Consider the following 21,873-nt stretch of genomic DNA (forward strand, 5'->3'; position numbering starts at 1 on the left):
CCTCGGCTCGTCGGGCCTCGAGCCGCTGGGGCTCCCCGACGTCGCCGATCGGGTCAGCCACGCGCTGCCCGACGTGCTCGGCCGCGACCGCGCACGGTTCGCCGGCCGGCACACGACCGTCGTCGGCGCCGGCCACTCCGCTGCCAACACGCTGCTCGCACTGGCGGAGCTCGCCGAGCACGAGCCGGACACCCGCATCACCTGGCTGATCCGAAACGCGAGCGCGGTGCGCGTCACCACCTCCGACGACGACGGACTCGCCGCTCGCGCCAACATCGGCCGCCGCGTCGACGCCCTTGTGGCCTCAGGGCCCATCGCGGTCGTCGACCGCTTCGAGATCGTGCGGCTCGGGCGCACCGACGAGGGCGTGCGACTCATCGGCGCCCGCGACGGGCAGCTCATCGAGCATCGCACCGACCTCGTGGTGAACGCCACCGGCTTCCGGCCGAACCTCGACATGCTCCGCGAGATCCGCCTCGAGCTCGACGACATTGTCGAGGCGCCCCGGCGTCTCGCGCCCCTCATCGACCCGAATGTGCACACGTGCGGCACCGTCGAACCGCACGGCTTCGCCGAGCTGCAGCATCCCGAGCCGAACTTCTTCCTGGCCGGCATGAAGAGCTACGGCCGCGCGCCGACGTTCCTGCTCGCCACCGGGTACGAGCAGGTGCGCTCGATCACCGCTTGGCTCGCCGGCGACACGGCGGCGGCCTCCCAGGTCCAGCTCGAGCTGCCCGCCACGGGCGTGTGCTCGACGAGCCTCCCCGCCGACGGGGCATCGTGCGGCACCGACGCGACAGCCGCGTTCACCTGCTGCTCGTAAGATGCCCGCGAACCCGCGCACCGCCTCCCCCGAACCCGCCTCCAGCGCTCACGAGGACTCATGACTCCGACCGACACCCCCACCGTCCTCTTCGTCTGCGTGCACAACGCCGGTCGATCGCAGATGGCCGCCGGCTACCTGAAGGCCCTCGGCGGCGACCGCGTCGAGGTGCTCTCGGCCGGCTCCGAGCCGAAGGACGAGATCAACCCGGTGGCCGTCGAGGCGATGGCCGAGGAGGGCATCGACATCGCCGGCAACACGCCCAAGATCCTCACCGTCGACGCGGTCAAGAAATCCGACGTCGTGATCACCATGGGCTGCGGCGACGCCTGCCCCATCTTCCCCGGCAAGCGCTACGAGGACTGGGAGCTCGACGACCCGGCAGGCCAGGGCATCGACGCGGTGCGGCCGATCCGCGACGAGATCAGGCAGCGCATCGAGGCGCTCCTGCGCGAGCTGTTCCCCGAGGCCGCATCGGCCTGACCCGCTCACGCGGGGATCAGCTGGTTGCCGCTGCGCAGCACCCTCGGGTCGCACACGGCCTCCGCGTCGAGCGCGACGACGCCACGCACGTGGAACGTCCACGACTCCCCCGGCAGCAGAGTGACGAGCCCAGAGTCGACGGATGCCGCCGGTTCGACCTTGTCGATGAGCAGCGTCACGTCGCGCACGAGCGTCGCGCCCGCGGTGACCGTGACGGCGAAGCCGCCCTCCTCGGCACCGACCTCCACCTCGAGCTGCGGATCGGCGAGGGCGCTGTCGCGCGGCTCGGCGAAGTACCAGAGGCCGCGCACGCCGCTCAGCTCGGCGATGAGCAGCTCGCCCGCGGCATCCGTCGCCTCGGCGAGCCCATCAGGCACCTCCACCGTCTCGGACGACCGGGGTGCGACCGCGACGGCAGCGAACGCACGTCGACGGACTGAGCCGTCGAAGCCGCGCAGCTCGAAGTCGAGCCGGCCCTGCCATTCGTCGTCCGTGTCGTTGCCGATCACCGCGGCCAGGCCGTCGCCCCGCGGCTGCACGGTGACGACGCGCGGCGCGAACGCGTTGCGGACGGCGTGGAACAGCGGCTTCTCACGGCCGTCGCCGTCGACCGCGGCCCACGACGTGACCGGCCAGCAGTCGTTCAGCTGCCACACGACGGCGCCCGCGGTGCGCGGCGCGTGCGAGCGGTAGTGCTCGAGYGCGCACGAGATCGCATTGGCCTGGTTCAGCTGCATCGCCCAGTGCCAGGTCTCCATGTCGGCGGGCACGCGGTAGTGCCGAACGAGCCCGTCGGTGAGCTTCACGTTGCCGTCGATCGCCTTCTGGTGCACGATCATGCCGGGCGACTCGGGCGTGAGCGGGTCGTCGCTGATCGCACGGGTGAGCGTCGACCAGGCCGGCGGGCCCTGCCATCCGAACTCGGCGACGAAGCGCGGAGCGGTGTCGCGGTAGTGCGGCCAGTCCTTCTGGTTCCAGAGGTCCCAGACGTGCATGGTGCCGTGGCGTTCGTCGTTCGGGTGCTCGCCGCCGGGGCTGAACGGGCTGCCGGGCGCGTACGGCACGTGCGGCGCGAGCTCCTCGATGAGGCTCGGGAACAGCTCGTGGTAGTAATAGGCGCCCCACGTCTTCCCGTCGAGCCGGAGCTTCCAGCCCCAGTCCTCGTAGCCCCACAGGTTCTCGTTGTTGCCGGTGAGCAGGCACAGCGAGGCGTGGTGCGCGAGGCGCACGATGTTCTCGCGGGCCTCCGCCGCGACCTCCGAGCGCAGCGGCTCCTCCTCGGCGTACGCCGAGCACGCGAAGAGGAAGTCCTGCCAGGTGAGCAGTCCGAGCTCGTCGCAGAGCTCGTAGAACGCGTCGGCCTCGTAGATGCCGCCGCCCCAGACCCGGATGAGGTTCAGCCCGGCGGTGCGCGCCTGCTCGAGCCGCTGGCGGTAGCGGGCGCGGTCGACCCGCACCGGGAACGCGTCGTCGGGGATCCAGTTCGCGCCCTTCACGAACACCGGCCGGTCGTTGACGATCAGCTGGAACGGCGTGCCGTCGGCGTCGGGCTCGGCGTTCCAGCGCAGGTCACGGAAGCCCACGGTGCGATGGGTCGCGTCGATCACCTCGTCCGAATGGAGCCGCACGTCAACGACGTAGAGAGGCTGATCACCGTAGCCGGCGGGCCACCAGCGCTCGGCGTTCCGAAGATGGAGGCGCACACGCGCCCGGCCGCCCACGACCTCGACGACGGCCGAGCGAACCTCCTCGAGGCCCGGGCCGGCCACGGCGACGGACACGAGCAGCGGTGGTGCCTCGATGACCCCTGGGGCGTGCGCGACCGCGACGTCGGCGACGACGAACCCGCCCGGTCCGTCGGCCTCGGCCCGCACCCGCACCTCCTCGAGCCGGGCGACGGACCACGACTCGAGCCGCACCGGCCGCCAGATGCCGCTCGTCGACGTCGCGATGCCCCAGTCCCACCCGAAGCTGCACGCCGACTTGCGGATCGCGTCGAACGGCGTCGGGTACGGACGCGGGCGCGCGCCGAGCGCAAGGCTCTGGGCGTCCGCGTACTTCACCGGGCTGCGGAACGCCACGACCAGGCGGTTCTCGCCCGCGCGCAGCAGCCGGGTCACGTCGAAGCGGTAGCCGCGGTGCTGGTTCGCGACCTCGGCGATCACGGTGTCGTTCAGCGACAGCGTCGCCACGGTGTCGAGGCCGTCGAAGACGAGGTCGTGCACGGATGCCGCGGCGAGCTCGTCGGCGCGAAGCGCGAACGTCGTCTCGTACGTCCAGTCGACGAGCCCGATCCAGCTGAGCGCCGACTCGTTGTCGTCGAGGTACGGATCGGGGATCAACCCCGCGCGCATGAGGTCGAGGTGCACGACCCCGGGCACGACCGCCGGGATCCCGTGGCCGGCGCCGCCGGCGGCATCCGTCGCCCCCGTCATGCCGGCCGCGACGGCGTCGGGTACGGGCCCGGACCCCGCCCGGACCCGCCACCCCGAGTGGAGGGGTCGCCGCACCGCGCTCATGATGTGCTCCATTGTGGTCGGTTCGATCGTCTGCGTCACGTGATGCCGCCCCCGACAGCTCGATCAGGGGGAACGAGGCGAGGTGCGGTCACGAGCGCAACCCGCCGGAATGGGGCGTCCGGGAACGACGACGGCCCGGCACCTCAGTGAGGTCCGGGCCGTTTCGGGATGGTGCGCGAGGGGGGACTTGAACCCCCACACCCTTGCGAGTACTGGCACCTGAAGCCAGCGCGTCTGCCAATTCCGCCACTCGCGCACGTGCGGATGCACCGAAGTGCGTCCAGCCACGAGAGCCTAACATCTCGCAGCCCACAGCACCATTCGAGGCCGCGCTTGGCGCGGGTACGTCGAGCGGATGCCGCGAGGACCCTCCGTGATTCCTCAGAGTCCGACTCCGGCCTCGCGCTCCCCCGCCGCCGGGAATAGCATCGATCTGCGGTACCGGTGCCCTGACCGATTCGACGAAAGGACGGCGGTGACCTCGCCAGACTCCTCCCCCATTCCCCCCTCGCCCGAAGGGCAGTCCGCCCGACGCGGCCCGATCCATCCGGCTGACGTCGACCTCAGCGGCATCCGCGGCTGGCTCTTCGACCTCGACGGCGTGCTCACGCCCACGGCGGTGGTGCACATGCACGCCTGGTCGCGCCTGTTCACGCCGTTCCTGGAGGCGCACGACGCCGCCCCCTACTCCGACGACGACTACTTCGCCTACATCGACGGCAAGCCGCGCTACGACGGCGTGCGTTCGCTGCTCGAGAGCCGCGGCATCGTGGTCGACGAGGGCGACGTGACGGATGCCGCGACGCTCGACACCGTGCACGGGCTCGGCAATCGCAAGAACGACGCCTTCAACGCCACCCTCGCCGAGGAGGGCGTCGAGCCGTACGCCACGAGCGTCGCCCTGCTCGACGCCGTCATCGCGTCCGGAGCCGAGGTCGCCGTCGTCTCGAGCTCGAAGAACGCGCCCCTCGTGCTCGCGGCCGCCGGGCTCGCCGACCGCTTCCAGGTCGTCGTCGACGGCGCGGTCGCGGCCCGCGAGGGCCTGCCCGGCAAGCCCGAGCCCGACACGTTCGAGCGGGCCGCCGAGCTGCTCGGCCTGCCGACCGAGGCGTGCGCGGTCGTCGAGGACGCGGAATCGGGCGTGAAGGCCGGCGCGGCCGGAGAGTTCGGTATCGTCATCGGCGTCGATCGCGGCGTCGGCCGTGAGGCGCTCGAGGAGCTCGGCGCCGACGTGATCGTCGACGAGCTCGACGAGCTGGTCCCGGCGGTCGAGCGCGCCGCAGCGGCATCCGGAACCGACGACACCACCCCCACCCCCGCACCCGGCTCCACCCGAGAGGACCGTCCATGAGGTTCGCCGACCACGACCCGCTGAACCGGAACCGGTTCCCCATCGACGAGTGGGCGCTGACCGAGACCGAGTTCGGCGTCGCCGACATGGGTCGCACCGAGACCCTCTTCGCCGTGGGCAACGGGTACCTGGGCCTCCGCGGCAACGTGGAGGAGGGCCGCGACGGCCACATGCACGGCACGTTCGTGAACGGCTTCCACGAGACGTGGCCCATCCGTCACGCCGAGGAGGCGTTCGGATTCGCACGCGTGGGGCAGACCATCGTGAACGCGCCCGACGCGAAGGTCATCCGCCTCTACGTCGACGACGAGCCGCTCGTGTTGACGATCGCCGAGATCCTCGCGTACGAGCGCCGGCTCGACTTCCGCCTCGGCTCCCTGCAGCGCTCGATCGAGTGGCGCACCCCGTCGGGCAAGCGGGTGCTCATCACCAGCCGGCGCATGGCGTCGTTCACCGACCGGCACCTCGCGGTCATCGACTACGAGGTCGAGATGCTCGACGCCGACGCGGCGATCACCATCTCGAGCCAGATCCTGAACCGCCAGGATGGGCGCGACGAGTACCGTTCGGGCGTGAGCGAGGCCCCGGCCGGCTTCGACCCCCGCAAGGCGGAGCAGTTCATCGACCGCGTGATGCAGCCCCGGGTGAAGCGTGCCGAGGGCTCCCGCTACATGCTCGGCTACCAGACCACCAACTCGGGCATGACGATCGCGGTCGGCGCCGAGCACTCGATCACGACCGAGAACGACTTCTCCGAATCCGGCTCCATCGGCGACGACCTCGCCAAGCACATCTACCGGGTGCACGCCCGGCAGGGCAAGCCGATCCGCATCACGAAGACGATCAGCTACCACACCGCCCGCACCGTGCCAGCGCGCGAGCTCGCCGACCGCAGCGACCGCACGCTCGACCGGGCGGCCGAGCTCGGTGTCGCCGAGATCTTCGCGCAGCAGCGTGCCTGGCTCGACGACTTCTGGGCGCGCTCCGACGTGCAGATCACCGACCAGCCCGAGCTGCAGCAGGCCACGAGGTGGAACCTCTTCCAGCTCGCACAGGCCACCGCGCGCACCGACGGCGACGGCGTGGCGGCGAAGGGCGTGTCGGGTTCGGGCTACGGGGGCCACTACTTCTGGGACAGCGAGGTCTACGTCCTCCCGTTCCTCAGCTACACGGCCCCGATCGTCGCGCGCAACGTGCTGCGCTTCCGGCAGCGGATGCTCGACGCCGCCCGCGCCCGCGCGATGGAGCTGAACCAGCTCGGGGCCCTGTTCCCGTGGCGCACGATCAACGGCCAGGAGTCGTCGGCCTACTACGCGGCGGGCACCGCGCAGTACCACATCGATGCGGACATCTCCTATGCGCTGTGCCAGTACGTGGCGGCCACCGGCGACGTGGACTTCCTCGCCCGCGGCGCGATCGACATCCTCGTCGAGACCGCCCGCATGTGGGAGGACCTCGGCTTCTGGAGGTCCACCAACGCCGACGACGTGTTCCACATCCACGGGGTGACCGGACCCGACGAGTACACCACCGTCGTGAACGACAACCTGTACACGAACGTGATGGCGCGGTTCAACCTCGCCTCCGCGGCATCCGCGGTCGACAACCTGCAGGTGAACGATGCGCTCGCCTATCACAAGATGGTCGCGCGGCTCGGCGTGACCCCCGCCGAGGTCGCGAGCTGGCGGCGTGCGGCGGCCCACATGCACATCCCGTACGACGAGCAGCTCGGCATCCACCCGCAGGACTCGGCGTTCCTGCAGAAGGAGCTGTGGGACCTCGAGAACACCCCCGAAGACCGCCGTCCGCTGCTGCTGCACTACCACCCCCTCGTCATCTACCGCTTCCAGGTGCTGAAGCAGGCCGACGTGGTGCTCGCGCTCTACCTCCAGGGCGACCGGTTCACGACCGAGATGAAGCGCGCCGACTTCGAGTACTACGACCCGCTGACCACGGGCGATTCCACGCTCTCGGCGGTCGTGCAGTCGATCATGGCCGCCGAGGTCGGCTACCACGAGCTCGCGATCCGGTACTTCCGCTCCGCCCTCTACGTCGACCTCGCCGACCTGCACCACAACGCCTCCGACGGCGTGCACGTCGCCTCGACGGGCGGCGTGTGGAGCGCGCTGGTGTCCGGGTTCGGCGGATTCCGCGACCACAACGGCGTCTTCACGTTCGACCCGCGCCTCCCCGACGAGTGGAAGGAACTGGTGTTCCGCATCACGCTGCGCGACACCAGGGTGCGCGTGACCCTGCGCCCGCAGTCGATCGAGTTCACGGTCGAGGTCGGCGACGAGGCCCGGGTCCGGGTGCGCGGCGCCGAGGTGCTGGTGACGAGTGAGGCGCCGGTGACGGTGCCGCTCGAGGGCCAGGGGCCGCGGCTCTACGGCGCCCCGACGATGCGCGACGTCACCGGCTCGCGGCGCGCCGACGGCACGTATCTCACCGCGTCGATCCCGACGCTCTCACTCGACGTCGACGAGGAGGAAACGGCGATTCCGGTCGACTGAACGAGGGGGTTCTCAGCCGCTGCGGCTAGCATGTCACACAATCACGGAACGGGATCGGGAGACCTGTGGGCCTACTGGACAACTTCGAGAAGGGTCTCGAACGCGCGGTCAACGGCGCCTTCGCGAAGACCTTCCGCTCGGGGCTGCAGCCCGTCGAGATCACCGCGGCGCTGAAGCGCGAGATCGACACGAAGGCCGCAGTGGTGTCACGCGACCGCGTGCTCGTGCCGAACATGTTCACCGTGCGGATGTCGCCGACCGACCACGACCGCATGGCGGGCCTTGGCCCGGCCCTCATCGACGAGCTCACCGATCTCGTGCAGAAGCACGCCGCCAGCCAGCGCTTCCAGTTCGCGGGGGGCATCTCGATCAGCCTCCGGCCCGACGAGGGCCTCGCCGAGGGCATGGTGCAGGTCGACTCGAGCAACGTGAAGGGCCAGGTCGCGTGGACGCCGGTGCTCGACGTCGCCGGCAAGCGCTACCCGATCCTGAAGGGTCGCACCGTGATCGGGCGCGGCAGCGAGGCCGACGTCACCCTCGACGACTCGGGCGCCTCGCGGCGGCATGTCGAGGTGCAATGGGACGGCACCCGGGCGCGCGTCCGCGACCTCGGGTCCACGAACGGCACCCAGTTGAACGGCGCTCCCGTGAAGGACGCGGTGCTCGAGCCCGACTCGGTGATCACGATCGGCCGCTCCCGCATCGTCTTCCGCGTCCTCGCGCAGGCCTCCGGGCCTGCCGCGGGTCGAGCCGCCGCCGACCCGGCCACCCAGCGCCACGACATGGGCGGGTTCTGGGGGCCCGGCGAATGAGCGAACTCACCCTCCTGGTCCTCCAGCTCGGATTCCTGCTGCTGCTCTGGGTCTTCATCTTCGCGATCGTCTACTCGCTGCGCAGCGACCTGTTCGGCCAGCGCGTGCGCAAGCTGCAGCCGGATGCCGCGGCCGCGTCGCCTGCGCCGGCTGCGGCGTTCCCCGTGGCCGCCGCGGCGCCGGTCGCTGCTGGCGCATCGCCGTCCGCCCCGACCGCGGCCGTGTCCCATCCGGCCGCGCCCGCATCCGTCGGAGGCAACGAGACCGCGTCCACCGAGAACGCCACCCGCCTGGTGATCACGAGCGGGCAGAAGGCCGGCGCCGAGTTCCCGCTCGGGCGCGACGAGATCACCATCGGCCGCTCCAGCGACTCGGCGATCATCATCCGCGACGACTACACCTCCACGCACCACGCCCGACTCATGCTGTGGAACGGCCGCTGGATGATCCAGGACCTCGACTCCACGAACGGCACCTTCCTCAACGGCTCCCGAGTGACCGTGCCGACGCCCATCCCGCTCGGAGCCACCGTCAAGGTCGGAGCGACGACGTTCGAGCTGCGGCGGTAGCGCCCATGGCCACGGTCAAGGCGAGCGCTGCGGTCTCGCACGTCGGACGGATCCGCGCGAACAACCAGGACTCCGGCTACGCCGGGCGCAACCTGTTCCTCGTCGCCGACGGCATGGGCGGGCACGCCGGCGGCGACGTCGCGAGCGCGATCGCCACGCGGCGCATCGCGGAGGCCGACGACGACTACGAATCCGCGCCGGTCGCCGCGGCCGCGCTCGAGGGCGCCCTGATCGCGGCGAACCGCCAGCTCGCCGAGACCGTCGCCGAGCACTCCGAGCTCACCGGCATGGGAACGACCGTCAGCGCCCTGCTGCTCGACGGCGATCGCGTGGTCATCTCCCACATCGGCGACTCGCGCATCTACCTCCTGCGTTCGGGCGAGCTCAGCCAGATCTCGATCGACCACACCTTCGTGCRGCGCCTCGTCGACGCCGGCCGCATCACCGCCGAGGAGGCGATGGTCCACCCCCGCCGGTCGGTGCTCATGCGCGTGCTCGGCGACGTCGAGGCCTCCCCCGAGATCGACTCGATGGTGCTCGACACGCGCGCCGGCGACCGATGGATGCTCTGCTCCGACGGTCTCTCGGGTGTCGTGTCGTTCGACGAGATCCTCGAGATCATGGCGTCCGACGCGGGTGCCAAGCAGGTCGCCGACCGCCTCGTGAAGGCATCGCTCGACGGCGGCGCCCCCGACAACGTCACCGTCGTCGTCGTGGACATCGGCGATCCACCCGCTCCCGCGACCCCGCCGCTCGTGGTCGGCTCGGCGGCGGCCCCGCTCGCGTTCGGTGCGGCGGCCGAGCCGGCGCGTGCCCGCGGCATCCGTCTCGCGCCGTTCCGGCCGCACCCCGTGCAGGAGACGCACTTCGAGCCCGACTCGGCCGACTACTTCGACGAGCTCATCGAGGAGGACGCCCGCCGTCGCCGACGCCGTCGCCTGGTGTGGAGCTTCTGGATCGTGCTGCTCGTCGCGGCGATCGTGGCGGTGTTCGTGCTCGGCTACCAGTGGACGCAGACCCGCTACTACGTCGGCGAGTCCAACGGCCGGGTCGCGATCTTCCAGGGCATCCAGCAGGATCTCGGCCCCATCTCGCTGCACGAGCTGCACACCGAGACCACGGTCGACGTCGCCGATCTGCGCACCTACGACCAGCAGCGCGTGGAGCAGACGATCAGCGCCGGCTCGTTCTCCGAGGCCTACCGCATCGTGCAGCGACTGGAGGACTCCGTTGACTGACCGCGCCGGCCGCATCGCCGAGGCATCGCCCGCCGGAGGGCCGCCCACGACTCCCGTGCGCCGCATCCGCATGCCGCAGAAGCTGCGCAACATGGAGCTCTGGCTGCTCATCGTCGCCTGCTTCATCAACGCCTCGGCGATCGTGCTCGTGCAGCTCGGTGCGATGGGGCGCGTCGACACGCAGCTCGTGCTGCTCGGCGCGGGTCTGTCGGCCCTCGTCTTCGGGCTGCACATCGCCATGCGCTTCGTCGCGCGCGACGCCGACCCGTTCCTGCTGCCGATCGCGACCGTGCTCAACGGGCTCGGCATCGCGATGATCTATCGCATCGACATCGCCGACGGCGAGACCGGGTGGGAGAGCGCCTCGGTGCGGCAGATCGCCTGGAGCGCGATCGCGATCATCGCCGCCATCGTGACCATCCTCGTCATCCGCAATCACCGGGTGCTGTTCCGCTACACCTATGTCTCGGGACTCCTCGCGATCGTGCTGCTCCTGCTTCCCCTCCTGCCCGGCATCGGCCGCGAGGTGAGCGGGGCGAGGGTCTGGATCGGGTTCGGCGACATCGCGACCTTCCAGCCCGGTGAGATCGCGAAGATCGCCCTCGCCGTGTTCTTCGCAGGCTACCTGGTGCGCAACCGCGACTCGCTCTCGATGGTCGGGCGCAAGTTCCTCGGCATGCGGTTCCCGCGGGCTCGCGACCTCGGGCCGCTGCTCGTGGTGTGGGCCCTTTCGATGGCGGTCATCGTCTTCCAACGCGACCTCGGAACGGCGCTCCTGTACTTCGGGCTGTTCCTCGTCATGCTCTACGTGGCCACCAGCCGGCTCTCCTGGGTCGTGCTCGGGCTGAGCCTGTTCATCGGCGGCGCCCTCGTGGCCAGCCAGACGCTCGACTACGTGGGCAACCGCTTCGCGAACTGGCTCGATCCGTTCAGCCCCGAGCGCTTCGACCAGGAGTTCGGCGGCAGCTACCAGCTCGTGCAGGGCCTGTTCGGCCTGGCGAACGGCGGCCTCATCGGCACCGGATGGGGCGAGGGCCGGCCCGACATCACGCCCGTGCCGCAGAGCGACTACATCATCGCCAGCCTCGGCGAGGAGCTCGGCCTCGCGGGCGTGTTCGCGATCCTCGCGCTCTACGTGCTCTTCGTCGCCCGCGGCTTCCGCATCGGGTTCGCCGGACAGGACGACTTCGGCAAGCTCCTCGGCGTGGGCCTCGCCTTCGTGCTGGCGCTGCAGGTGTTCATCGTGGTCGGCGGCGTCACCCGCGTGATCCCGCTGACGGGCCTCACCACGCCCTTCCTGGCGGCGGGCGGCTCGTCGCTCGTCGCCAACTGGATCATCGTGGCGCTGCTGCTGCGGCTGTCCGACACCGTTCGCAACCATCCGAGGCTGGTGATCGACGGATGAATCGTGAGCTCAAGCGCGTGACGATCGTCGCGCTCCTCATGTTCCTCGCCTTGTTCGTCTCGTCGACGATCATCCAGTACGTGCAGGCCGACGCCCTCGCGGCCGACCCGCGCAACTCCCGCACGCTGTACGAGAGCTACTCCGTGGAGCGCGGGCCGATCCTCGTGGGCGGCGAGCCCATCGCCTACTCGACTCCCACCGACGACAACTACAAGTTCCAGCGCGTCTACACCCCGGGCGCGCTCTACGCGGCCGTGACGGGCTACATCCCGGTGAACGGTGAGGCCACCGGCCTCGAGCGGTCGCTCAACTCCTATCTGAGCGGGCAGTCGTCCAGCCAGTTCTTCGACTCGCTGAACCGCATCATCTCCGGGCAGGACCCGATGGGGGCATCCGTCGAGGTGGCCATCGACCCGGTCGCCCAGCAGGCCGCGTGGGACGCCCTGGGCGACTACACCGGCTCGGTCGTGGTCACCGAACCGTCGACCGGGCGAATCCTCGCCATGGTCTCGAAGCCGACGTACGACCCCAACACCCTCGTCGTGCACGACACCGAGCAGGTGCAGGCCACGTACGACGCGCTCCTCGCCGATCCGAGCGACCCGCTCACCAACCGCGCGACGGGCGGCGACATGAACCCGCCCGGATCCACGTTCAAGCTCGTCGTGGTGGCGGCCGCCCTGGAGTCGGGCAAGTACACGCCCGAGTCGACGTTCCCCAACCCGGCGTCGCTGACGCTGCCCGGCACCGACGCAGTGGTCCGCAACTCCGGCGGTGGCACGTGCGGCCCCGGCGCCGAGGTGACCCTCGCCGACGCGCTGCGGCTGTCGTGCAACATCCCCATGGCCGAGCTCGGCATGGAGCTCGGCGACGCCGCGATCCGCGAGCAGGCCGAGAAGTTCGGGTTCAACCACGAGTTCGAGATCCCCACGGCGACCGAGCCCAGCGTCTACCCGCGCGCGCTCGACGAACCGCAGACGGCGCTCACCGCGTTCGGACAGGGCGACGTGCGTGCGACCCCCCTGCAGATGGCGATGGTCTCGGCCGCGATCGCCAACGGCGGCATCGTCATGGAGCCCGATCTGGTCGACGCGATCACGGCGCCCGACTTCTCGCCGCTGCAGGAGTTCGAGCCCGTCGAATACGGCCGTGCGATCAGCCAGGAGACGGCCGCCACCATGGTGCAGATGATGACCAACGGCGTCGAAAACGGGGCTGCGAGTAATGCAAGAATAGACGGCGTCAGCGTGGCCGGTAAGACCGGTACCGCAGAGAACGGAGAGAGTGACCCCTACACTCTCTGGTTCACGGGTTTTGCCCCCGCCGACGACCCTCAGTATGCGATCACGGTACTCGTGGAGGATGGCGGGGGACTTGGTCAGGAGGGGTACGGCAATCTCATCGCCGCACCCATCGCAAAGCAGGTACTAGAGGCGGTGCTGAACAAATGAGACCGAGCGCAGGGCTCACCTTCGGAGGGCGCTACGAGCTGCAGTCCCGGATCGCCATCGGCGGCATGGGCGAAGTGTGGCAGGCCACCGACCTCGTGATCGGCCGCCAGGTGGCGATCAAGATCCTGAAGGATGAGTACCTCGGCGACCCCGGATTCCTCGAGCGCTTCCGCGCCGAGGCCCGGCACGCCGCACTCGTCAACCACGAGGGCATCGCGAACGTCTTCGACTACGGCGAAGAAGATGGCAGCGCCTACCTCGTGATGGAGCTCGTGCCCGGCGAGGCGCTCTCGACCATCCTCGAGCGCGAGCACGTGCTCTCCACCGACAAGGTGCTCGACATCGTCGCGCAGACGGCGGCGGCGCTCCAGGCCGCGCACGCGGCCGGCCTCGTGCACCGCGACATCAAGCCCGGCAACCTCCTCATCACGCCCGACGGGCGGGTGAAGATCACCGACTTCGGCATCGCCCGGATCGCCGACCAGGTGCCGCTCACCGCCACCGGCCAGGTCATGGGCACCGTGCAGTACCTCTCGCCCGAGCAGGCCTCGGGTCACCCTGCCTCGCCGACCACCGACATCTACTCGCTCGGCATCGTCGCGTACGAGGCGCTCGCTGGCCGTCGCCCCTTCACGGGCGAGTCCCAGGTCGCCATCGCGATGGCGCAGATCAACGAGACGCCGCCCGACCTCCCCGTCACCGTGTCCGAGCCGGTGCGCAACCTCGTCTACGCGTGCATCGCCAAGAACCCCGCCGATCGTCCGCAGTCGGCGGCGCACCTCGCACGCGCGGCCACCGCCCTGCGGCGTGGCGACGTGCAGGGCGCTGCGGCCGCGGTGCCCGCGGTGCTCGGCGCGGCCGGCCTCACCGCCGCGACGATGCTCATGCCCCAGTCGGGTGCGACCGCCGCCACCACCGTGTTGCCGTCTGCCGCCGCCGGCGGGGTGGTCGACGCCGAGGTCATCGAGGACGAGCCCGCGAAGAAGAAGCGCAGCCCGTGGACCTGGCCGCTGATCGTGCTCATCGCGATCCTCGCGATCGTGCTCATCGGCACCATCATCGCCCTCGCGATGAACAACAACGGCGGCAAGGACCCCGCATCCACGTCGAGCCGCCCGACGGCGAGCACGACGACGACGACCCCGCCGACGAGCGCGCCGCCCACGACCGAGGCGCCGCAGACCATCCAGATCGACCGCAACTCCTACATCGGCATGAACGTCGACGATGCAGCGGCGCAGATCGAGGCGCTCGGCCTGCCCGTCGTCCGCGAGGCCGGCGGCGCCGCGACCGAGCCCGGACTCGCGAACACCGTCTCCGAGGTCAACCCGAGCGGCCCCGTGCAGCCCGGCACGACCATCACGCTGACGTACCTCACCGAGCCCGAGGCCCCGAGCGCGCCGACCGCCGCGCCCACCACGACGGCGAGCAACCCGGTCAAGCCGAACGTCGGCCAGATCACGGTCAACTGGACGACCCAGTCGTGCCCGGCCGGCCAGACGCTGAGCGGCTACGAGGTCTCGGTCACCGGCGACGCCACCGTGCCGAACAACCCGGTCTTCGGTCCGGGCACCACCAGCGCACAGGTCAACGTCAACAACACCCCGGGCGGGTCGTTCGACGTGACCTACCGCTACTTCTGCGGCCAGCTCGACTCGCCGTTCTCCCCTGCCCTCACGGTCGAGATCGAATAGCATCGGCGTTCGACCCTGACGGGCCCACGAGACGACACGAGGACGGAGCTGCACGGTGAGCGATGAAGGACGCGTGCTCGCGGGGCGCTACCGCGTGGGCGCGCTCATCGGTCGCGGCGGGATGTCCGACGTCCACGTCGGAAGCGACACCCGGCTGGGCCGGCAGGTCGCCATCAAGCTGCTGAAGCCGCAGCTCGCGACCGATCCGGCCTTCCGCATGCGGTTCCGCCAAGAGGCGCAGTCGGCAGCCCGCATGGCGCACCCGACCATCGTGCGCGTGTTCGACGCGGGCGAGGAGACCGTCATCGACGGCCGCGGCCACGAGGTGCAGTTGCCGTTCATCGTGATGGAGTACGTCGAAGGACGCCTCCTTAAGGACATCATCCACGACGGTCCACTCGAGCCCGTTGCGGCCGTGCGCGTCATCGACGGGGTCCTGACCGCGCTCGAGTACTCGCACCGTGCCGGCGTCGTGCACCGCGACATCAAGCCGGGCAACATCATGATCACCACCACCGGCCAGGTGAAGGTGATGGACTTCGGCATCGCGCGAGCGGTGTCCGATTCGGCGACCACCGTCGCGCAGACCACGGCGATCCTCGGCACGGCGTCCTACTTCTCGCCCGAGCAGGCGAAGGGCGAGACCGTCGACGCCCGCACCGACCTGTACTCGACGGGTGTGGTGCTCTTCGAGATGCTCACCGGTCGCCCGCCGTTCCGGGGCGACACCCCGGTCGCGGTCGCGTACCAGCACGTGAGCGAGCGTCCGGTCAAGCCGAGCGTGATCAACCCCAAGGTCTCGCCGGCACTCGACGCCGTCGTGCTGCACGCCCTCTCGAAGAACCGGGAGCAGCGCTACCAGAGCGCGGCCGAGTTCCGGGCCGACGTCGACACCGCGGCATCCGGTCGCGTTCCCGTGCACCGCCAGCCCGATGAGGCGACGATGCTCTTCGGCGCACCCACCGGCTCCCTCTCCAGCTCGGAACTGGCCCTGCGCCAGCTCACCGAGGACGAGACGATGACCCGCACCCAGCGCCGTCCGCCGGCCATCTGGATCTGGTCGGGCATCATCGGCGTGATCGTGATCGTCGTGGCGGTCATGTACTGGGCGTTCAACCTCCAGCCGACCGACGATCTCCCGTCGAACGCGCGTGAGATCCCGGTGCTCACCGGCAGCACCTACGAGCAGGCGGTGCAGCAGCTCCAAGAGCTGGGACTGCCGGCGACCCGCATCGACGAGTCCAACGACACCGTGCCGGCCGACCAGGTCATCCGCACGGATCCGCCGAGCGGCGAGATCGTCGACACCGGAACGGCCGTCACGGTCTACGTGTCCACCGGCAAGGAGCCCGTGACGGTTCCCGATGTGCGCAACAAGCCGCTCGATCAGGCGAAGGCCGACGTGCAGGCGGCGGGGCTGACTCCAGGCACCGAGAATCGGGAGAACTCCCCCACGGTGCCGGCCGACACCGTGCTCGGCACGACGCCCGAGGCGGGCACCTCCGCCGAGTCGGGGTCATCGGTCGACTTCCGCATCTCGAGCGGACTCGTGACGCTGACCGACCTGACGGGCCAGACCCTGTCAGCAGCGTCGTCCTACCTGTCCGCCGAGAACCTGCAGCTCACGCCGGTGCCCAAGCCCGACGCGTCGTGCAAGTCGCAGCCGGGCTCGCCGGTGACACAGCAGTCGCTCGCGCCAGGGGACGTGCCGCAGAAGTCGTCGGTCGAGCTCACCTACTGCGCGGGCTGACCCACGCGGTCGAGCCGGATCAGCTCGCCCGCATCAGCGGGTTGAGGTGCTCTGCGCGCTCTCGCGCCGAGGGCAGTCCGGCGACGGCCAGCCAGTTGCCGAGCATCCGGTAGCCGCCCTCGGTGAGCACGGACTCGGGGTGGAACTGCACGCCGAAGATGGGTGCGCTCTCGTGGCGCAGGCCCATGATCACCCCACCCTGCGTGCGGCTGGTGATGACGAGGTCGTTCGGCACGGTGCCGTCGACGACGGCGAGCGAGTGGTAGCGCGTCGCCGTGAACGGCTGGGGGACCCCGTCGTAGAAGTCGCTGTCGTCGTGGGTGATGCGCGAGGTCTTGCCGTGCATGAGCTCCTCGGCGTTCGTGACCGTCGCACCGAAGGCCTCCGCGATCGCCTGGTGTCCGAGGCACACCCCGAGGATCGGCTGCCCCGAGGCGAGCGCCGCGTTCACCACCGGGATCGAGACGCCGGCGTCCGACGGCTTGCCGGGCCCGGGCGAGATGAGCACCGCGTCGTACTCCGGGATCCGCGCGGGCACGTCGGTCACGGCGATGTCGTCGTTGCGCACCACCTCGGTCTCGGCACCGAGCTCCTGCAGGTAGCCGTTGAGGGTGTAGACGAAGCTGTCGTAGTTGTCGACGACGAGTACTCGGGTCATGTGTCCACCGTGACTTCGATCGGGTTGATGATGGCGTCGACCCAGGGGAACACCCAGGTGAAGAGGACGAAGACGACGGCGACGAGGAGGATGAGCACGAGGAGGATCCGCACCCACACCGGTCCGGGAAGCACGCGCCACAGCGCACCGTACATGGCTCAGGACCCCCAGGTGGCGACGACGTCGGCGATCTCGGCCGGCGGACCGGCGGTGCTCGGCTGCCACGATTCGAGCACGCCGTAGGCGATGATGCGCTCCGCCGTGGAGTAGAGCGGGTTGCAGCTCGTGAGGGTCACGATGCGATCGGTCGGCTGCAGGTCGGGATGGTGCGGCACCGGCGCGAGCACGTCGACGGTCGAGGGGGTCACGTACTCGAAGTCACGGAAGCGGTAGGTGTACCAGCCGTCGGCGGTCTGGATGTAGATCGCGTCGCCCAGCTGCAGCTGTTCGATCTCGTGCATGCCGCCGCCGTAGGCGCTGCGGTGCGAGGCGATCGCGAAGTTGCCGACCTGGCCGGGCATCTGCGTGCCCGGGTAGTGCCCGATGCCGAGCTCGGTGCTGTTCAGCACGTTCAGGCCGGTGCCCTCAGCCACGCGTCGCTGGGAGTCCTCGCCGAAGCGCGGCACGTACATCACCGCGAACGCCTCGCCGTCGCCGTAGGTGGCGGGCCCGACGACCGGGTCGCCATACGCCGCGGGGTCTGGGGCAGGGGCGTCGCCGCGTGCCGCCTTGCCCTCCTCGAGCCATTCCGCGCCGAGGTCGGATGCCGCGGCCGACTGCTGGCTCGCCATGATCGCGTCGTTCCACCACAACTGCCAGCCGAGGAAGAGGAGGATCAGCGCGCCGGCCGTGAGCAGCAGCTCACCGAGGATGCCGACGACGCTCACCCGCCGAGGGCGCGCTGCACCCTCGTCGCGCGCGGCCGCGCGCGACGCGTGGCGCGGCGGCGGTTCGGCGGACATGAGGACGATTCTATTCGTCGCGGGCGACCCTCGGCTGGGAGTACCCGTCCGGCTCGGCTAGAATCGCCCGCATGGCACGTACGAAATCATCGAAGCCCGCGCGCGCGGAGCAGGCGAGCGGCGAAGAAGCCCCCAATCCCGTCTGGTTCAAGCCCGTCATGTTCGGCTTCATGCTGCTCGGGCTCGCCTGGATCATCGTCTTCTACGTGAGCCAGGGCCGGCTGCCCATCGCCGACCTCGGTTCATGGAACATCCTCATCGGCTTCGGCATCGCGTTCGTCGGGTTCCTCATGACGACGCGCTGGCGCTGACGCACCAGCACTGAGAGCGGGCGGATGCTGCGGCATCCGCCCGCTCTGTGCGTGTTCTCCACAGGTTATGCACACCCTTGAATGTGCCCGTGTCCCCTGTATTGGCGTCAACTACAGCCGTGTAATTCTCCCCAGCTGTGGATGCGGCTGTGGATAACTAGAAGGCGCCGATCTTCCACCGGGCGACGACCGTGCCGATGACGAAGAGCACGACGGTGAGCCCGATGAGCAGGCCGATCTGCAGGCCGCGCCGCGATCGGTTGCGGGTCTCGAGGAGGATCAGCCCCACGAGGGCGCCACCGATCAGACCGCCGAGGTGTGCCTGCCACGAGATGTTGGCGCCGGGGATGAACCCGATGGCGAGGTTGATCGCCAGCAGGATGTACAGCTGCGTCATGTTGCCGCCGAGGCGGCGCTGGATGACGACGAAGGCGCCCATGAGGCCGAAGATCGCTCCGGATGCCCCGAGCACCTGCGTCGTCGGCGCGGCGAACACGACGACCCCGACCGATCCGGCCAGCCCGCTGATGAGGTAGAGCGCCAGGAATCGGATGCGGCCGAGCATCGGTTCCAGCAGCCGCCCGAAGATCCACAGCGTGTACATGTTCAGGATGATGTGCACGAACAGCGACGTCGAGTGCAGGAACACCGACGTGATCGCACGCCACGGCTCGGGCAGCACCTCGGTCATGAAGACCGGGCTGAAGAACAGCGCGTTCGTCACGCCGAGCCCGGGGATCCACTGCAGCAGGTAGACCAGCGCGGTGATGCCGATGAGGGAATACGTGACCACCGGAGCACCGCGCCCGGCGGCCGAGCGCACGCGCGTCCATGCCGCGGGCTTGGTGCGCGGGGCCGTCGCCCGCTGCTCCCGCATGCACTCGGGGCAGATCACGCCGACGGGCGCCTGCGTCTGGCACTCGGGGCAGATGGTGCGCCCGCACCGCTGGCAGAGGATGTAGCTCTGCCGGTCGGGATGCCGGTAGCAGAAGTTCGTGCGATCGGTTCCCGCGTCACTCACCGGAGCGTCAGGCCTGCTCGATCGTGATGCTCTCGATGACGACGTCCTCGAGCGGGCGGTCACGACCGTCGGTGGGCACCGAGGCCAGCTTGTCGACGACGGCCTGGCTCGCGGCATCCGTCACCTTGCCGAAGATGGAGTGCTTGCCCTGCAGCCACGTGGTGGGGCCGACGGTGATGAAGAACTGCGAGCCGTTCGTGCCGCGCCCGCCCTGGATGCCGGCGTTGGCCATCGCGAGCACGTAGGGCTCGGTGAAGTCGAGCTCGGAGTTGATCTCGTCGTCGAACTGGTAGCCGGGGCCGCCCACGCCCTGGCCCAGCGGGTCGCCGCCCTGGATCATGAAGCCGGGGATGATGCGGTGGAAGACGACGCCGTCGTACAGCGGGTCGTTCGACTTCTCGCCCGTGGCGGGGTGGGTCCACTCGATCTCGCCGGTCGCGAGGCCGACGAAGTTCTTGACGGTCTTCGGGGCCTGGTGCCCGTACAGGTCGACCTTGATGGGTCCGAGGTTGGTGTTGAGGGTCGCGACTGCGGTGGGAATCGGCATGCCCTTATTCTGTCACGCGTGGATTCGTCAAGCGGCATGAAGGATTCCGACTCCCACCCCGTTTCCAGCCGTTTCGGTGGCAAGATGGAGGGGTTCGCTGCACAACGATGGAGGTCGAGATGAGCCTGTCACGCAAGCGCCGGAAGGAACTCAAGCGGCTGCGCAGCAGTGCGGAGGAACTTTGGGGGGTCCAGCAGGATGTGCTGGAGCGCGCCAATGACGTCGCACAGGAGGCCAAGCGTCAGCTCGGCTATCTGACGCGCGAGGAGGTCGTTCCGCGCGTGCGCACCGGCTACGAGAGCTACGTGCGTCCCGGAGTGGAGCAGGCCAAGGGCTACGTACGTGTCGCCGGCAGCTCTGCCGAGCGCACGCTGGGCAACGCACTCGGCTCGGTGCTCTCCATCGGCGACATCGCCAACGACGCGCGCGTTCGCCGTGCCGTCGAGCGCATCTCGCCGCGGGCCGCTGCCGTCGTCAAGGAGAAGAAGGGCACCGGGGTCGGCACCTACCTGGCGATCGGCGCGGGCATCATCGCCGCGGCCGGCGTCGCGTACGCCGTCTGGCAGACCTTCCGCGCCGACGACGAGCTGTGGGTCGCCGACGATGAGCCGACACCGTCGACGAGTGCGATGACGAGCAGCTCGACGACCCCGTCGATCTGAGTTGAGTTTCGAGGGCCCCGCCTGTGACGCAGGCGGGGCCTTCGTCATGCCCGGATGCTGCTCGCTGGAGCGCCGAGCCGGCACCCACGCTCAGGGCTGACACTGATTTCCGACGAATCTGGGAAATCGCCTTGCGTCGGGCCTGAATTCCCCGCTAGTCTCAACTCTCGGTCAGACACACGCAGAACCTGAGAGGAGTTGATACCCATGATGCAGTCACAGCAGCCCATCTTCACGGCGCGGCGCACGGGAGTCCTCCTCACGCAGCCGGCCTGCTAGTTCGCCCCGTCGTCACGCGCTCCTGCGCCTGACCGGCACCGCGCCTCACTCGGCGTGACCGCGCGGCATTCGTGCCGCGGCATCCGTCGCCTCGCGATCTGTTCGATCGTCGGGCCCGCGGTCGCCACCGCCAATCGGGCTCCTCCGATTGCCACTCCACACTCCGCCATCGCGCCCTCGCGTGCCCGGAGTCTTCGACGTGCGTTGCTCGCGACCGGTCCGTCCGCGAGCCGCCGGCACCACCGCACACCGCACCACCGACGGACCGTTCGCTCGCTCGGCACCGTGTCGACGGGCTTCATCTCCCGCACCACCATCCAACGAAGGAATCACCGTGAACACGAGTTCTCTCACCGCCGGTTCGGCTCACCAGGGCCAAGCCACCGAACTGCGTGCCCAGGCACGCCAACTGCACGAGCGCCTCGCGCGTCGTGCGGGTCTCGCGCTGCTCGCGTGGACCCGCCGACAGGACGAGCGCCGTGCGCATGACGCGGTGCACCTGCGCCGTCACACCGCTCGGTCCGCCGAGCGTGCACACCAGGACCAGTACCGTCTGGTCACCCTCGCCACCCCGCTCGCCTGATCATGGGTGGCGGAATCACCGAGCCCCCCGCGGAGCGACCTCGTCTCGAGGAGAAGATCCGCGGGGGCCTCGGCTGCACAGGCCGGCGTCGAGAGCGCATCGGCGGGCCTCGCCGCTGCGTTGTCGACGCCGGCCTGCGCGCGTGAGGCGACCCGTCGCTCGTCAATCCTCGGCCGGAGCGGCCGGAGGGGCCGGAGGGGCCGGGGGCGCCGGGGGCGCCACGCCGTCGGCGGGCTCGGCGTCGT

The 21,873-nt window shown here is 69.9% G+C and carries 20 protein-coding genes and 1 tRNA gene; 14 read left to right on the forward strand and 7 right to left on the reverse strand.

Going from position 1 to position 21,873, the window contains the following annotated elements:
* Nucleotides 1–823: NAD(P)-binding domain-containing protein (locus AC1DY2_RS02115; protein ID WP_476760903.1), on the forward strand; the 823-nt coding region annotated here is incomplete at its 5' end.
* 60 nt (nt 824–883) lie between these two features.
* Nucleotides 884–1,306, forward strand: coding sequence for an arsenate reductase ArsC (locus AC1DY2_RS02120; protein ID WP_476760904.1), 423 nt, complete (start codon nt 884–886; stop codon nt 1,304–1,306).
* 5 nt (nt 1,307–1,311) lie between these two features.
* Here AC1DY2_RS02120 and AC1DY2_RS02125 read toward each other — a convergent pair whose 3' ends face one another.
* Both AC1DY2_RS02125 and AC1DY2_RS02130 read right to left on the reverse strand, forming a co-directional pair.
* A complete protein-coding gene (locus tag AC1DY2_RS02125) occupies nt 1,312–3,825 on the reverse strand; it encodes a glycoside hydrolase family 2 protein (RefSeq protein ID WP_476760905.1) in 2,514 nt (837 codons plus the stop codon).
* A 169-nt stretch (nt 3,826–3,994) separates the two neighbouring features.
* Nucleotides 3,995–4,081 (reverse strand) — tRNA-Leu (locus AC1DY2_RS02130).
* Nucleotides 4,082–4,366: 285 nt separating this feature from the next.
* On the opposite strand from AC1DY2_RS02130, the gene AC1DY2_RS02135 reads away from it, so the two are divergent.
* The 9 genes from AC1DY2_RS02135 (at nt 4,367) to pknB (ending at nt 16,605) form a co-directional block, all read left to right on the forward strand.
* Nucleotides 4,367–5,176, forward strand: coding sequence for an HAD family hydrolase (locus AC1DY2_RS02135; protein WP_476760917.1), 810 nt, complete (start codon nt 4,367–4,369; stop codon nt 5,174–5,176).
* Nucleotides 5,173–7,686 (forward strand): glycoside hydrolase family 65 protein, encoded by a 2,514-nt coding sequence (locus tag AC1DY2_RS02140; RefSeq protein ID WP_476760906.1) that lies wholly within the window; start codon nt 5,173–5,175, stop codon nt 7,684–7,686. The genes AC1DY2_RS02135 and AC1DY2_RS02140 overlap by 4 nt, the downstream gene beginning before the upstream one ends.
* A gap of 65 nt (nt 7,687–7,751) precedes the next feature.
* Nucleotides 7,752–8,498: an FhaA domain-containing protein gene (locus tag AC1DY2_RS02145; RefSeq protein WP_476760907.1), complete on the forward strand. Its 747-nt coding sequence runs from the start codon at nt 7,752–7,754 to the stop codon at nt 8,496–8,498.
* Complete coding sequence (locus AC1DY2_RS02150) at nt 8,495–9,067, forward strand: FHA domain-containing protein FhaB/FipA (RefSeq protein WP_309975678.1); 573 nt, start codon at nt 8,495–8,497, stop codon at nt 9,065–9,067. The genes AC1DY2_RS02145 and AC1DY2_RS02150 overlap by 4 nt, the downstream gene beginning before the upstream one ends.
* Nucleotides 9,068–9,072: 5 nt before the next feature.
* Nucleotides 9,073–10,305, forward strand: coding sequence for a PP2C family protein-serine/threonine phosphatase (locus AC1DY2_RS02155; RefSeq protein WP_476760908.1), 1,233 nt, complete (start codon nt 9,073–9,075; stop codon nt 10,303–10,305).
* A gap of 70 nt (nt 10,306–10,375) precedes the next feature.
* The gene (locus AC1DY2_RS02160) at nt 10,376–11,710 is read left to right on the forward strand and encodes an FtsW/RodA/SpoVE family cell cycle protein (RefSeq protein ID WP_476760918.1); all 1,335 of its coding nucleotides are present in this window, start codon (nt 10,376–10,378) and stop codon (nt 11,708–11,710) included.
* A complete protein-coding gene (locus AC1DY2_RS02165) occupies nt 11,707–13,161 on the forward strand; it encodes a peptidoglycan D,D-transpeptidase FtsI family protein (protein ID WP_476760909.1) in 1,455 nt (484 codons plus the stop codon). Before AC1DY2_RS02160 ends, AC1DY2_RS02165 begins: the two co-directional genes overlap by 4 nt.
* Nucleotides 13,158–14,855: a protein kinase domain-containing protein gene (locus AC1DY2_RS02170; protein ID WP_476760910.1), complete on the forward strand. Its 1,698-nt coding sequence runs from the start codon at nt 13,158–13,160 to the stop codon at nt 14,853–14,855. Before AC1DY2_RS02165 ends, AC1DY2_RS02170 begins: the two co-directional genes overlap by 4 nt.
* 55 nt (nt 14,856–14,910) lie before the next feature.
* A complete protein-coding gene (gene pknB / locus AC1DY2_RS02175; protein WP_476760911.1) occupies nt 14,911–16,605 on the forward strand; it encodes a Stk1 family PASTA domain-containing Ser/Thr kinase in 1,695 nt (564 codons plus the stop codon).
* A 19-nt stretch (nt 16,606–16,624) separates the two neighbouring features.
* Here the strand turns inward: pknB and AC1DY2_RS02180 are convergent, their stop codons facing one another.
* The 3 genes from AC1DY2_RS02180 to AC1DY2_RS02190 are packed head-to-tail and all read right to left on the reverse strand — an operon-like array spanning nt 16,625 to nt 18,225.
* Nucleotides 16,625–17,263 carry an anthranilate synthase component II gene (locus AC1DY2_RS02180; RefSeq protein ID WP_476760912.1) on the reverse strand — a complete coding sequence of 213 codons (639 nt, stop codon included), beginning with the start codon at nt 17,261–17,263 and terminating at the stop codon, nt 16,625–16,627.
* A complete protein-coding gene (locus AC1DY2_RS02185) occupies nt 17,260–17,397 on the reverse strand; it encodes a hypothetical protein (protein WP_476760919.1) in 138 nt (45 codons plus the stop codon). Before AC1DY2_RS02185 ends, AC1DY2_RS02180 begins: the two co-directional genes overlap by 4 nt.
* A 24-nt stretch (nt 17,398–17,421) precedes the next feature.
* Complete coding sequence (locus tag AC1DY2_RS02190; RefSeq protein ID WP_476760913.1) at nt 17,422–18,225, reverse strand: class E sortase; 804 nt, start codon at nt 18,223–18,225, stop codon at nt 17,422–17,424.
* 71 nt (nt 18,226–18,296) lie between these two features.
* Between AC1DY2_RS02190 and AC1DY2_RS02195 the strand changes: the two genes are divergently transcribed.
* Nucleotides 18,297–18,536 (forward strand): cell division protein CrgA, encoded by a 240-nt coding sequence (locus tag AC1DY2_RS02195; protein WP_148733012.1) that lies wholly within the window; start codon nt 18,297–18,299, stop codon nt 18,534–18,536.
* 157 nt (nt 18,537–18,693) lie between these two features.
* On the opposite strand, the gene AC1DY2_RS02200 is transcribed toward AC1DY2_RS02195, so the two are convergent.
* A complete protein-coding gene (locus AC1DY2_RS02200; RefSeq protein WP_476760914.1) occupies nt 18,694–19,557 on the reverse strand; it encodes a rhomboid family intramembrane serine protease in 864 nt (287 codons plus the stop codon).
* Between the two features lie 7 nt (nt 19,558–19,564).
* Complete coding sequence (locus AC1DY2_RS02205) at nt 19,565–20,104, reverse strand: peptidylprolyl isomerase (RefSeq protein ID WP_309975698.1); 540 nt, start codon at nt 20,102–20,104, stop codon at nt 19,565–19,567.
* Nucleotides 20,105–20,223: 119 nt separating this feature from the next.
* Between AC1DY2_RS02205 and AC1DY2_RS02210 the strand changes: the two genes are divergently transcribed.
* On the forward strand, nt 20,224–20,766 hold the full coding sequence (locus tag AC1DY2_RS02210; RefSeq protein ID WP_476760915.1) for a hypothetical protein: 543 nt from the start codon (nt 20,224–20,226) through the stop codon (nt 20,764–20,766).
* A gap of 613 nt (nt 20,767–21,379) precedes the next feature.
* Entirely contained in the window at nt 21,380–21,628 is a 249-nt protein-coding gene (locus tag AC1DY2_RS02215) for a hypothetical protein (RefSeq protein WP_476760916.1), read from the forward strand.
* Nucleotides 21,629–21,873: the final 245 nt, after the last annotated feature.

The sequence above is a fragment of the Agromyces sp. P1_H4 genome (assembly GCF_056405255.1).

Coding starts and splice junctions, on each gene's coding strand:
- AC1DY2_RS02120 (WP_476760904.1), top strand. CDS start 884: ATGACTCCGACCGACACCCCCACCGTCCTCTTCGTCTGCGTGCACAAC.
- AC1DY2_RS02140 (WP_476760906.1), top strand. CDS start 5,173: ATGAGGTTCGCCGACCACGACCCGCTGAACCGGAACCGGTTCCCCATC.
- AC1DY2_RS02150 (WP_309975678.1), top strand. CDS start 8,495: ATGAGCGAACTCACCCTCCTGGTCCTCCAGCTCGGATTCCTGCTGCTG.
- AC1DY2_RS02160 (WP_476760918.1), top strand. CDS start 10,376: ATGCCGCAGAAGCTGCGCAACATGGAGCTCTGGCTGCTCATCGTCGCC.
- AC1DY2_RS02165 (WP_476760909.1), top strand. CDS start 11,707: ATGAATCGTGAGCTCAAGCGCGTGACGATCGTCGCGCTCCTCATGTTC.
- AC1DY2_RS02170 (WP_476760910.1), top strand. CDS start 13,158: ATGAGACCGAGCGCAGGGCTCACCTTCGGAGGGCGCTACGAGCTGCAG.
- AC1DY2_RS02180 (WP_476760912.1), bottom strand. CDS start 17,263: ATGACCCGAGTACTCGTCGTCGACAACTACGACAGCTTCGTCTACACC.
- AC1DY2_RS02190 (WP_476760913.1), bottom strand. CDS start 18,225: ATGTCCGCCGAACCGCCGCCGCGCCACGCGTCGCGCGCGGCCGCGCGC.
- AC1DY2_RS02195 (WP_148733012.1), top strand. CDS start 18,297: ATGGCACGTACGAAATCATCGAAGCCCGCGCGCGCGGAGCAGGCGAGC.
- AC1DY2_RS02205 (WP_309975698.1), bottom strand. CDS start 20,104: ATGCCGATTCCCACCGCAGTCGCGACCCTCAACACCAACCTCGGACCC.
- AC1DY2_RS02210 (WP_476760915.1), top strand. CDS start 20,224: ATGAGCCTGTCACGCAAGCGCCGGAAGGAACTCAAGCGGCTGCGCAGC.